The sequence below is a fragment of the Flavobacterium sp. genome (assembly GCF_035456085.1).
Lineage (GTDB): Bacteria > Bacteroidota > Bacteroidia > Flavobacteriales > Flavobacteriaceae > Flavobacterium.
In genome coordinates, this window is record NZ_DATIDY010000157.1 from 1 (window position 1) to 12,865 (window position 12,865).

The following is a 12,865-nucleotide window of genomic DNA, read 5'->3' on the forward strand; positions in this document are numbered from 1 at the left end:
TTGCTTTAATTTACTCAAACTCATTCTATTCTATTTATGATTATTATTTTACGAAATCTATTTTGTAATACATTAAATCACATAGCAACGAAAGGGAGATCTATTGGTCTTCTTTCTGATATAAAAAGATTATCCAATTGAGTTATAATTTTTAAGTTGGGAGCTTGTAAACCTTGAGATAACAAGGCATAAAAGATTGTAAAGAATTTTTTCATTTCTTTGTTTTGGTTTAATAAATAAGAAGCCTGAAAACTGATTTCAATCAATTTTCTCTTTCCGTTTAACGATACATTTTTTTTTAGATCCGCCATTTCTGTTGCCGCAGGAATGGTATTTATTTTATCAACAACATATATTACTTTTCATTTATTTTTTTGTTTTTTTAAAACATTAATATTTGATTTGATTTTTGATAAGGGACATGTTTTATATCTTATTATAATAACTTTCAAAAAAATTATCTAAGAATATATTTCGGAATACACTGAAAACTTTAACAGCAACAACACATACGACGAAGTTTGTCGAATGAAATTAATTCTTGCATGATCAAAAAAGAGGTGCATTTGACTGTTTTCAAAATATTGAGTATTAATGATTAATAACTTTATTCAAAACTCTACTAATTCCATAGACAAATCTAAGTTAAATATTTTAACCGTCAGTAAAAAAAAATAACTTTTTGATAAAAAAATGTTAATCACTATAGTTCACAAGTAATGAGGAAGTGGATAGACGGAATAAAAACACAAAAAGCGCAATAATTTTTTCAAAATTATTGCGCTCAAAACAAAAAAATCAAATTATAATTAGCTAAATACTAACTAAGTTATTCGTCAGCTGCTAATATTCCTTTGGTTGAATTACTAACTTCCATTTTAAATGCGACACCAGATTCGTTTCGCATCATAAGATTAAAACCATGTTTTCCAGCCAATGTACTAGGTACACTACCTGAAAAAGAATTATAAGCTAAATTTACATTTTCTAAATTCTCCAGCTTAACAATGCTAAAGGGTATTTCGCCATTCAGCTTATTATCAAATAAGCTCAATTTATTTAATGAAACTAAATTTTCGACATTAGGACTAAGTTGTCCAGAGAATTTATTACTGCTTAAAATCAATTCTTTTAAATTTTTCAATTCATATAATGATGCTGGAAGTTCTCCAGACAGATCATTATTAAACAGTGAAACTATTTCTAATTCTTTCAAATTTCCAATTTGACTTGGTAATTCCCCGGATAGTCTATTCATAAAAATCATTAAAGTTTTTAGATTCTGCAACTCACAAGTAGAATTCGGTATAGAACCGGTCAATTTGTTGAATGATAGATTTAATGTTTGTAAGTTTTTAAGTTTTCCAATGTTTTCAGGGATGGTACCCGAAATGTTATTTTTGAATAAATCTAGTTCAACTAAATTGCTCAAATTACAAATTTCTACAGGTAATGTACCTACTAAATTATTATTAGGAAGATTAATTCCAACAACTTTTCCATTTTCAATTTTGACTCCATACCACGTAGAAACAGAAGCATTCAAATCCCATTTTACTGTCCATTGACTGCCTTTTGTATTCTGATATAATTTAATCAAAATACTTTTTTCGCTATTACTAACATTTGCTAATAATGAAATTGAAAACACAAGAGTTAAAAATAATGTAGTAATAAATTTCATAACCTTAATTTTAGATTGATACAACAAAAGTAAACTAAAGATTCAATAAAAAACAAATTTAATCGATTAAATGCATATTTATATTAATAATATAATCTTAATATTACAATTTTGTCAAATTACAAATTCTTAATTATTGTTAAAAAATTAAGTATATTTGAAGGTACAACCTTAAAAAAACCTTAATCATGGAAATGAACTGGATTGCAATTTTAGTAAGCGCATTAACAACAATTGTTGTTGGCTTTGTCTGGTACAACCCAAAAGTATTTGGAACTATTTGGATGAAAGAAAATGGACTCACTCAAGAAGAATTGAGACAAGGAAATATGCTGAAAATATTTGGTTTGACTTATATTTTCTCTCTTTTGATAGTTATGATAGAAATGTCTTTAACGATTCATCAAACAGGGCCTGTCTCTATGATTGGTGGTCCAGGGAAAATTAACGAAGCACTTCCATCATACCATGCTTTTATGAATGATTATGGAACTGCATATAGAACTTTTAAACACGGTGCATTACATGGTTTTATCTCTGGCTTATTTTTTGCATTTCCAATTATTGCAATAAATGGTTTATTTGAAAGAAGATCATGGAAATACATATTTATTCACGCAGGATTTTGGACAGTAAGTTTATGCATAATTGGTGCAATAATCTGCCAATGGGCTTAATAATTAATAAAAAAGCCTTATTTCTAACTATACTTTAGAAATAAGGCTTTGCATTAAAACAAATTTTCAATTTGCCCAGCTAATTCGATATCCTTTGTTGTAACACCTCCAGAATCATGGGTATTCAATCGTATATTAACTTTATTATATACATTAAAAAGTTCCGGATGGTGATTCATTTTCTCTGCTAAAACTCCGACTTGAACAATAAAACCAAGCGCCTGTGTGAAATTTTTAAATTTGAAATCTTTTACAATGGCATTATCTTTAAAATGCCAATCATTTAAATTATCCAAAAAAGGACTTACGGATTCTTCTGTAAATGTTTTCATCTTTTTCGATTTACTATGTTTTCTCACTATTAAGTTTAATCCCCAAACATTATTGGTATTTGTCACAACATTATTCGTATATAAAAATACTTAAATTAAGGCAATCCTATATTAACTTAATTTTATTGGTTATTTTTGAATAATATATTTCTAATGGTGAAAACAGCTCTTTCTTATCAAATTTACGAAAGTAAATCACAACTTCCTGAAAACTGGGATGAGTTAAGTTGTAAAAATATTTTCTTATCCAAAGAATATTTTGAAATTCTAGACAAATCAGCTCCAAATAATATGATTTGTCACTATATAGGACTTTTTAAGGATCAAAACCTCGTTGGTATTGCTATATCTCAGTTTTTAGATCTAAACAAATTAGAATCTTTTGGAGAAAGAGACCGCTGTATGAAAACATCAGCAAGGAAATTTATTTTAAAAAGATTCGCTTCTCATGTTCTGGTAATTGGCAATAATATGCTCACAGGACAAAACTCGTTTGTATTTTCGGAAAGTATATCAAAAACTGAAGGAGTCAAAACTTTGAAAAAAGCAGCAAATGAGTTAAAACTTAAGTTTAAGTCGATGGGTAAAAAAGTTCATATCACTACATTTAAAGATTATGATAAAAATGATATTGAGAATTTCACTAAAGAATCCGATTCATTTAAAAATAATTACAGATATTCTGTCCAGCCAAATATGATTTTTACTATTCCATTTCAATGGAAATCTGAACAAGATTATATAAGTTCTTTAATAAAAAAATATCGTGATCAATACAAAAGAGCCCGCAAAAAAGCAGAAGGAATTGAAAAGAGAAAACTACATCTCGAAGACATTATAACACTTGAAGATACTATTTATGACTTATATCATCATGTAGCTCAAAATGCGCCTTTTAATACTTTTTTTCTAACCAAAAATCACTTTAGAATTTTTAAAGAAATTCTAAAAGACAATTTTTTATTTTATGGATATTTTTTGGATGGTAAACTCATTGGTTTTAATACTCTGATTAAAAACGGTGATTCTATTGATACTTATTTCTTAGGTTATGATGATAGTATTCAACGGGAAAAAATGTTATATCTAAATATGCTTTACGACATGGTTGCTTATTCTATCAACAAAGGATTTAAATCAATTATTTTTTCAAGAACAGCATTGGAAATCAAAAGTTCTGTTGGAGCAAAACCTGTTGAAATGTTTGGATATGTACAACACAGTAACAATCATATAAACAAACAGGTTCCAAGAATATTTCCTCTATTAGAACCTCAAACAATTTGGCAAGAAAGAAATCCGTTTAAATAATTTACGGAACAGCAATTTTCATTTGTTGATGTAGAATATGAATTTCTAATTCATTTTCTGCACCGCAATATTCTCCATCAATTTGAAAATTAATTGGCCTGTCTGTTTTCACAAATGCTTTTGCAGTAGAAATTATTACGATATCATCAGAATCAATTGGCATATTTCCAGTAATAATTTTCCCAAGAAGTACTAAATCAAGACTTTTTAGAATGATTAATTCAAATTTGCCATCATTCATATTTCCATTAGGATTAATGGTAACGCCAGTTCCGTATTTTTGAGAATTAGCAATAACGATCATTCTAGCTCTATGTTCTATTGTCTGACTATTGGCAGTTACAGTTGCTACAAAGGGTTCTTCGGAATCTTTTAAAGTTGTGTAAGCATGCAATGCATATCCCCAAATACCACGTGTTTCACCTGCTTCATAATTTTTAACCAAATCAGCGTTAATACCAATATCACTCAAATGAATACACTTTTTTCCATTAATACAAATCATATCCATTTCGATATAATTATGTAAAAAAGCAACCACTAAATTTTCTTCAAGCTTAGTTGGCAAATTCAAATCAACTGCTAAACCATTAGCTGAACCGGCTGGTAAAATTCCAATTATAACATCATGCTTCTCCATTGCTTCAGCTACCATTTTTATGGTTCCATCACCACCTGCGACAACTATTCGGTCTGGTTCATGCATTTCATAAAGTGACTGTATGGCTTCTTCATCGTCATCACCTGATGTTTCATAAACAAATAAATTAAAATTATTTATACTTGAAAATTTGCGTACAGCATCTAATAGATCCGACTTATCTATATCTCCAGAAATAGGGTTAACAACGAAAATGATATTCTTTTTCAAAATTTTCAGTTTACAATTGATTAAAATTAATTAATTTACATTCAATAAAATTAAGCAATTAATGAAACCTATTCTACAATTATATCGAGGTTATGCCAATGAACAAGAATTAATTGTAATGGGACATGTTTTTAAGAGGCTTTATGATTATGATTTTCAAAAAAAGAACTTTAAAAATGCTAGTTCAATAGTCAATCTCTTTCAAGTAAAAACAATTGAGAATTTTGATGTTTATCTTAAATTAGGCGATTCTACGATACATACAAAAACCTTAGATGATGGCTATTTTAATTTTTGCATTCCACTCGAAAAAGAATTTAATTTCGGATGGATGGAATATGAAGTAAGCATTAAATATAAAAATGAAATGATAACTTCAACAGGGAGTTATATTAGACCTCATAAAGGAAACCTTGGCATTATCTCTGATATTGATGACACTTTTTTGGTTTCGCACACCAATAATTTATTTAAGAAAATATATATTTTATTGTTTAGAAATGTAAATAATCGAAAAGTATTTAATGATGTCGTGTCACATTATCAGGCCTTGAGCAAGGCTGGAAGAAACAATAAGGACGAACAAAATGCCTTTTTTTATATTTCTAGTAGTGAATGGAATTTGTACAAATTTATTGTGAAATTTACCAAACTACATCAATTGCCGAGAGCCGTTATTTTATTGAAAGATATTAAAACAGGTTTGGCTGATTTTTTAATGAGCGGAAGAGGTGATCACAATCATAAATACGAAAAAATAAAACATGTACTGGAATTTTATCCAAATTTAAAGTACGTTTTATTAGGTGATGATTCGCAACACGACCCAGTTTTATACGAACGAATTTGCAAAATATTTCCAGTTACCGTAAAAGCTGTTTACATAAGACAAACAGGCAAAAAACAAAAAGAAACCACAAGAACAATTCTAAAAAATTTAGAAAATCTTGAGGTTTCTGTTTGTTATTTTAAAGAGAGCAGCGAAGCAATTAGGCATTCTAAATCAATAGGACTGATTTTATAAACCCGCTTTTTCTATTTCCTCCTGAACAATTTCCCAATCCAAAAGCAACTGATCTAATTCGGCTTTCTTTTTATTATAAGCCATAAAAAAAGAAGCATCTTCTATATGTTTATCATAATTGGAAGCCAACATTTTATCATCATTTTGAATATCTTTCTCCAATTGTTTGATTTGGCTTTCCACTTTACTCAATCTATTTTGCAGTGCCTTTCCTTTCTTTTGATCTTCATAGGAAGCCTTGTTACTTTCTTTTGGTGCAGCTGCTTTCAAGACATCTTTCTTTTCAACTTCACGCATATTTTCCAGATTGCGTTGTTCCAAGAAATAATTAATATCACCTAAATATTCTTTGATTTTTTGGTCCTTAAATTCGTAAACGATATTAGACATCCCTTGCAAGAAATCTCTATCGTGTGAAACTAATAACAAAGTTCCACCAAATTTTTGCAAAGCCGCTTTTAAAACATTTTTAGACTTAATATCCAAATGGTTTGTTGGCTCATCCATCAATAAAACATTGATTGGTTGCAATAATAATTTACAAAGTGCCAAACGGTTTCTTTCGCCTCCAGAAAGTACTTTAACTTTTTTCTCAACATCATCACCACGAAACAGGAATGACCCCAGCATATCACGAACTTTCATGCGATTGGTATCCATTGCCGCATCTTCCATAGTTTGCAATAATGTAATCTCACCATCAAGATATTCTGCCTGGTTTTGAGCAAAATATCCCAATTGAACATTATGACCTAATTTGATCGAGCCTTGATATTCAAATTCATTAACAATAGCTTTTATAAAAGTCGATTTACCTTGTCCGTTTTGACCAACAAAAGCTATTTTACTACCACGCTCAACCAACAAATTAATATCTTTCAGAATGGTTTTATCGCCATAACTTTTCGTTACATTTTCTGCTTCAATAACGACTCTTCCTGGCTCTTTTGAAACAGGAAAAGAAATATTCATAACCGAATTATCATCTTCATCAACTTCAATACGCTCAACTTTATCTAATTTTTTAATTAAGGATTGTGCCATAGAAGCCTTAGAAGCTTTAGCTCTGAATTTTTCTATCAATTTCTCGGTTTCTTCAATTTTTTTTGCCTGATTTTTTTGAGTGGCTAATTGCTTTTCGCGAATTTCGTGACGCAATTCTAAATATTGAGAATATGGTTTATTAAAATCGTATGCTTTTCCAAGAGAAATTTCAATAGTACGATTGGTCACATTATCCAAAAACATTTTATCGTGTGAAACAATCACAACGACACCGGGATAATTTCGTAGAAAACTTTCTAACCAAATGATACTTTCGATATCTAAGTGATTCGTAGGCTCATCCAGTAACAATACATCATTATTTTGCAAAAGTAATTTTGCCAATTCTATACGCATTCTCCAACCTCCCGAAAAAGTTTCCGTTTGGTTGTCAAAAACTTCTCTCTTAAAACCAAGTCCCAAAAGAATTTTTTCAGTATCCCCTACATAATTATATCCTCCTAATAAATCAAAACGATGAGTATAATCAGATAAATCCTCAATAATCTGACTGTATTCTTCACTTTCATAATCAGTACGTGTAACCAATAAATGGTTAATCTCTTCAAGCTTTTTTTCTACAATCTTTATTTCTGTAAAAGCTTCATACGCTTCTTCCAAAACAGTTCTCCCACGTTCAAAATCTATATCCTGACGTAAGAACCCCATTTTAATGTCTTTCTCTTGAGAAATAACTCCAGAATCAGGTTCAAAGTCTCTCGCTAACATTTTTAACATTGTTGATTTCCCTGCACCATTTTTTCCAACAAGACCAACTCGGTCTCCTGCTCCTAATCGAAAAGTTACTTCTTCAAACAAATAAGTGCCACCAAACGAAACCGATAAATTGTGTATATTAAGCATGTATTAATTATTTTATTCCTTTATGTATTAGTAAATTTGCCCATCAATAGATACAACAAATTATTTTTTTGCAAATGTTAAAAAAAGGATCCAAATTATATAGCATTTTAACAGGAACTTGCCCAAAATGCATGAATGAAAGCATGTATGTAGATAAAAACCTGTTACATATTGGTTCAGTTCTCAAAATGCATGAAAAATGCAGCCACTGTGGACTAAAATACCAAATCGAACCTTCTTTCTTTTATGGTGCCATGTATGTTAGCTATGGATTAAATGTCGCTGTCGGAATAGCAACTTTTATAATTACATATCTATTCTTCGGAGTAGATATACAAACTTCCTTTATAGCAATTATTATAAGTCTAATTTTACTTTTCCCAATTGTTTTAAGATTATCCAGAAATATTTACATTAATATGTTTGTCAAATACGATCCTACAACTAAAAAAGACTAAACACCTTTTTTTCGTTTATTGTAGAATCTTTTTATATCTATTTCTTTATCTAGCACAACATCATTTTCAATATGATCAAATAGCGCTTTGGCCATCGCAGGACCTAGCATGACACCTCTTGTACCCAAACCATTTAAAATATGAACATTATTATAATCTTGATGAGTTCCAACTAATGGTCTTCTATCTCTAACCGTAGGTCGAACTCCCGCATAATGATCAACAATTTCAAACTCACACGAAATTATTTCTTTGATTCTATCCACTAATTCTTTTCTCCCTTCCTCGGTAGGTAAGTCTGTTTTATCTTTCCAATTGTAAGTTGCGCCTACTTTGAACAAATCATTTCCCAATGGTAAAATAAAAACACTAGTATTCACAATAACATCCAGCTTTAAATCAGGAGCCTTAATAATAAACAACTCACCTTTCGTCCCATCTAAAGGTAGATCGTTAAAAAAACGATTAGCATGCAACCCAAAACCTTCAGCAAAAACAATATGTTTCGCTTCAATGTCCTTGTATGAAACATAATCATATTTGATATCTAAAGCATCGTATTCAAAAGTTTCCTCTAGCAATAAATTATGTTCCGAAAGAAACTGCCGATATTTTGAAACTAACAATGCCGTATCAACATATCCCGTTTGTAGAACTTCACCATAACCAAAAGGTGAATCAATTCCCTCATATTTTTTAAAACACAAAGATGTGGACAAAAAAGGTGCTAAAGCCTTTTTGTCGGAAGCAGCAAACCAATTGTTTTGTTCTTCAACTGAAAAAAACTTACGCAAAATAGTAGTTTTAAAATCAAGCTTATCTTTAATTTTAAAACCTAAATTAGAATAAAAAGAAGCCATTAATACTAATTGTTCACGTGCTTGCCATACTTCACTAAAACGTTTTAAAATAACAGGATTGTATAAACCACCAGCTATTTTAGAAGAGTTTTGAGAATTATCATCAATCAATACCACACTTTTACCGTGTTGCAAAGCAATTTCAGAAAAAGAAATTCCAGCAAGTCCGGAGCCTACAATTATATAATCAGTCATAAATAATAAGTAATATTAAAAACAAAAAACTCTTACTTCAATAAAGTAAGAGTTTCTTTTAAAAAATAATGTGACCTTAGTAATTCCACATATCGTGTTCAAAATCACGAATTTTATCTTTAATTCTGTCAGATTCTAACAATTGGTTCAACGCGTTTTCATTAATATATTCAGTAATCAAACGGTCACCATAAACGTTTTCTTCTTTGTAAATTACACCACTAAATTGACGTGAATCTAAAATTCTGTCAAATGATATTGGCATCGCGGAATTTTTTTCGTTGAATGCTAAATATTGGTGTAAGTAATCACGAATAGACGGATAGAAAATCCAAAATAATTCAATATAATCAGGGTTTTCAGTTCCAACTTCTCTAGCTTCTGGAGCAATTGGGCAGATACCTAATAAACGATATTTCAATTCACTTTGACGTTTGTCAAAATACCAGTATCCTTTTAACTTATACCCTGTAATATCCTGAGCTGAAAGCTCTCTTTTATCAATAAACTGAGGATCTAAAACTTTAGCGACAGGAACAGTAGCAGGACCAACAACTTTTACTCTTTTACCCTTAACTGTTTTGTAAGTAATCGAAGGTGTGGCTTTAGGAAAATACAAATCTCTATTAGCGTTTACTTCTTCTCTACCAGCATTTGTAGTATCGATATAAGTAAAAGAACTACTCATGTCTTTGAATGTCTTTTTGGTATTAAAATAATCATCAGCATAGACTTCAGTTATTTTATTAGACTTAATACCCTTAATCAAAACATCAAATAAAGATCTTCTATCTTTTCCAATATTAGTAGAATCTATTGGAAAATAAAGAGGAAAATTAAATCTTTCGCTCAAGTCAACTATCTCCCAAGTAGTTTTTCCCATTAAAATATCTCTATCATCAACGTAACCATAAGCCAAAGGTTTATCATTATCAAGAGATACTTGAGATTTCGTTTTTACACCAATTTGCTCTGGTGTTTTAGCATTAAGCAAATTAGACTGTGCAAATGAAGAAAAACTCCCTGCAACTAATGCAATAACTACTACTAATTTTTTAGTCTTCATCTTATCAATTATTAAGTTATTTAAGTAGGTTAAAATTTAACTTAAATATTATTGTATTTCGTAAATTACTGGTGCAGTTCTTGAAAGCATAATATCAGAACCCACTAATTTAGTTTTTATATCAGAAATTGTAACTTGATCTCCTCTTGTTGCTCTTGCTAATGCAGTTTTACATTGTGCATTAACTCTGTCTCCTGAAACAATAACAGCAGCCTGACCAGCAACTTTTAAAGTAAATCCAACAACATTCAAATTAACATTAAAATCAAAATCAGGTAATTTAGCAGAAACTTGAGATACTTCTAAACGAGACTTAGCTCCTTTAACAATTCCCATCTCTCCACCAATTGCACCAACAGGAGCAGGAATACCTTTAATTCTGAAAGATTTTCTATCAGAAACTTTAGAACCATCAGGTAAAGTTCCAGTAACATTAATAACAACCTCAGATCCTTGACCTGGATTCATATTATATGCACCCGCTTTACCAGCTGATGATAATCCTGGAGCCGAAGCACTTATTTTATCAGCAGAAACACCAGCAAATGAAATAGTCATCGGGTTTACAACTCCTCTATAAACTACATTCATTTTATCAGCAGAAATTGTTGCTGAATTTGGTTTTGGTACAACTACGTAATTACCTACAATTGGAATAGCAACTGGTTTACCATCTTCCATAAATGTAAAGTTACCGTTGATATCATGTTCTCCAACATTTCCAGCTCCAAAACTAAAGTCAACTTGACCATCGTGCAGAGCTGAACCTAGATTTAAAGCACTTCCGTTTACTACAACTTGAGTAGGAACAGTAGATTTATCAAAACGTCCTAAAACGATTTTACCTTTTACAGCTTCACCAGCAAAGAAAGCTGATTTTTCTGGAATAACAATAGCAGTATAATTTTTCATAGATGCTGCAGCTACTGCAGTTGATCCAGTTAATCTACCTAAAATTTGGTTTTCAATAGAATTAATATCATTCTGGATTGCTGTTAATTTTGCAACTGAAGCAATTAATGGAAAATGTTTGAAATTATAATCTAAATTATTTTTCTTTACACCTTCTCTATCAACAACATCACCAGTGTTAAATTTGGTATTAAATTCTTTTAAGATATCTTTAAATTTAGGATCATTTCCTAAAGCTGATTGTATAGCAGCTTTATATGTATCAACTGAATTTGCAACTTCTTTTCCTTTTGCAGATAATCCATCACCACTAAACCATGATTCATCCAATTTAGATGAATTATCCATAGTTTCATATGGTAATTTTCCATTCTCTTCTCTCTTTACATCTTTTGTCAAATCAGCTTTAAGACCGTCAACATATTTGTAAAAAGTAGTTGTTGCAGAAGCTACTTTCTTTCCAATTTCATTAGGAACTTTATATTGCTCTGGTTTATCTTGAGCTTTAAGATCTAAATCAGCCAATATAGCCTCATTTGAAGAAAGAGCTAAACTATTTGCTGTTTCAAATCTCTCGTTAATTAATCCAAATGCAGACAATACTTCTTTGGACATATTTAATGCTAACATCGCGATGAAAACCAAATACATAAGGTTAATCATCTTCTGTCTAGGGGTTAATTTTCCTCCTGCCATTTTTTCTAATTAGTTTATTATTAAAATTAAATTATAGTTATTAAACTAATTATCCTTTATTACTCATTGCAGAAAGCATTCCGCCATAAACATTATTCAATGAAGCAATGTTTGCAGTCATTGATTGCATTTGTTCTTTTAATTTACTTGCGTTTTCAGCTATTTCTTTATTTGCTTCAGCATTTCTAGAAGCACTTTCTAATTGAACTTTATATAAGCTATTCAAAGATTCCATTTGAGCTGCAGCCATAGATAATTCTTCGCTGTATTTTTTTGTAGCAGCAATAGAATCAACTGTTGGAGAAATATTTTTTGATGCTGCTTCGAAGTTACGAATACTGCTTCCTAAACTATTCATCAATTCACCATCAATTTTAGCCTCTTTTAACAAAGTATCCAATTTTTGAGACAACATTCCATCAACATCATCTTTTGCTTTATCTTTTCTTTCTGTCTTCTCACCACCAGCTAGCTCAGGGTACACTAGCGACCAGTCCAATTCATGATCTACAGGTTCAAATGCTGAAAGGGCAAAAATAAAAGCTTCAGTACAAAGACCTATAATTAATAATATACTTGCTCCAGGATAATGTTGAATTTTGAAAAGTGCACCAATAATTACTACTGCCGCTCCCATACCATAGGTGAAATTCATTGCTTTTTTGCTCAATAATGCCATTTTCTTAAAATTTTAAAAGTTAATTTACTAGGTTATTTATTTATGTTGATTTAGGTTATTTTTTACCGTTTTTAGTAGTCTGGGTTCCCATGTAATCTTGTACTGTTCTAAAACCGATATAACTTCTTGCAGAATCAGAATATTCAAATGCACGTGTGCTAACCTGAAGGAAATAAGAAACATCTTTCCAAG

The 12,865-nt window shown here is 30.4% G+C and carries 13 protein-coding genes; 4 read left to right on the forward strand and 9 right to left on the reverse strand.

Annotated features, from left to right (window positions below; all coding sequences use genetic code 11):
- Positions 1-77 precede the first annotated feature (77 nt).
- On the reverse strand, positions 78-311 hold the full coding sequence (locus tag VLC96_RS12325) for a hypothetical protein (protein WP_325263318.1): 234 nt from the start codon (positions 309-311) through the stop codon (positions 78-80).
- Between the two features lie 518 nt (positions 312-829).
- A complete protein-coding gene (locus VLC96_RS12330; protein ID WP_325263320.1) occupies positions 830-1,684 on the reverse strand; it encodes a leucine-rich repeat domain-containing protein in 855 nt (284 codons plus the stop codon).
- Positions 1,685-1,872: 188 nt separating this feature from the next.
- Between VLC96_RS12330 and VLC96_RS12335 the strand changes: the two genes are divergently transcribed.
- Positions 1,873-2,361 (forward strand): DUF1761 domain-containing protein, encoded by a 489-nt coding sequence (locus tag VLC96_RS12335; RefSeq protein WP_325263323.1) that lies wholly within the window; start codon positions 1,873-1,875, stop codon positions 2,359-2,361.
- Positions 2,362-2,414: 53 nt separating this feature from the next.
- Here VLC96_RS12335 and VLC96_RS12340 read toward each other — a convergent pair whose 3' ends face one another.
- Complete coding sequence (locus VLC96_RS12340) at positions 2,415-2,693, reverse strand: 4a-hydroxytetrahydrobiopterin dehydratase (RefSeq protein ID WP_325263326.1); 279 nt, start codon at positions 2,691-2,693, stop codon at positions 2,415-2,417.
- A 156-nt stretch (positions 2,694-2,849) separates the two neighbouring features.
- Between VLC96_RS12340 and VLC96_RS12345 the strand changes: the two genes are divergently transcribed.
- Positions 2,850-4,004 carry a GNAT family N-acetyltransferase gene (locus VLC96_RS12345; protein ID WP_325263344.1) on the forward strand — a complete coding sequence of 385 codons (1,155 nt, stop codon included), beginning with the start codon at positions 2,850-2,852 and terminating at the stop codon, positions 4,002-4,004.
- A gap of 1 nt (position 4,005) precedes the next feature.
- On the opposite strand, the gene VLC96_RS12350 is transcribed toward VLC96_RS12345, so the two are convergent.
- A complete protein-coding gene (locus tag VLC96_RS12350) occupies positions 4,006-4,875 on the reverse strand; it encodes a diacylglycerol/lipid kinase family protein (protein WP_325263328.1) in 870 nt (289 codons plus the stop codon).
- Positions 4,876-4,936: 61 nt separating this feature from the next.
- Between VLC96_RS12350 and VLC96_RS12355 the strand changes: the two genes are divergently transcribed.
- Complete coding sequence (locus tag VLC96_RS12355) at positions 4,937-5,899, forward strand: App1 family protein phosphatidate phosphatase (RefSeq protein WP_325263331.1); 963 nt, start codon at positions 4,937-4,939, stop codon at positions 5,897-5,899.
- Here VLC96_RS12355 and VLC96_RS12360 read toward each other — a convergent pair.
- Positions 5,894-7,807: an ABC-F family ATP-binding cassette domain-containing protein gene (locus VLC96_RS12360; RefSeq protein WP_325263333.1), complete on the reverse strand. Its 1,914-nt coding sequence runs from the start codon at positions 7,805-7,807 to the stop codon at positions 5,894-5,896. The genes VLC96_RS12355 and VLC96_RS12360 overlap by 6 nt on opposite strands.
- A gap of 74 nt (positions 7,808-7,881) precedes the next feature.
- Between VLC96_RS12360 and VLC96_RS12365 the strand changes: the two genes are divergently transcribed.
- Positions 7,882-8,265 carry a DUF983 domain-containing protein gene (locus VLC96_RS12365; protein ID WP_325263335.1) on the forward strand — a complete coding sequence of 128 codons (384 nt, stop codon included), beginning with the start codon at positions 7,882-7,884 and terminating at the stop codon, positions 8,263-8,265.
- Here the strand turns inward: VLC96_RS12365 and VLC96_RS12370 are convergent.
- The 4 genes from VLC96_RS12370 to porL form a co-directional block, all read right to left on the reverse strand.
- On the reverse strand, positions 8,262-9,320 hold the full coding sequence (locus VLC96_RS12370) for an NAD(P)/FAD-dependent oxidoreductase (RefSeq protein ID WP_325263336.1): 1,059 nt from the start codon (positions 9,318-9,320) through the stop codon (positions 8,262-8,264). The two genes, VLC96_RS12365 and VLC96_RS12370, sit on opposite strands and share 4 nt — an antisense overlap.
- Before the next feature lie 76 nt (positions 9,321-9,396).
- Complete coding sequence (porN, locus tag VLC96_RS12375) at positions 9,397-10,386, reverse strand: type IX secretion system ring subunit PorN/GldN (protein WP_325263338.1); 990 nt, start codon at positions 10,384-10,386, stop codon at positions 9,397-9,399.
- A 48-nt stretch (positions 10,387-10,434) separates the two neighbouring features.
- Positions 10,435-11,994, reverse strand: a complete 1,560-nt coding sequence (porM, locus tag VLC96_RS12380; RefSeq protein WP_325263340.1) for a type IX secretion system motor protein PorM/GldM — start codon at positions 11,992-11,994, stop codon at positions 10,435-10,437.
- A 49-nt stretch (positions 11,995-12,043) separates the two neighbouring features.
- On the reverse strand, positions 12,044-12,673 hold the full coding sequence (gene porL / locus VLC96_RS12385; protein ID WP_325263342.1) for a type IX secretion system motor protein PorL/GldL: 630 nt from the start codon (positions 12,671-12,673) through the stop codon (positions 12,044-12,046).
- Positions 12,674-12,865 lie beyond the last annotated feature (192 nt).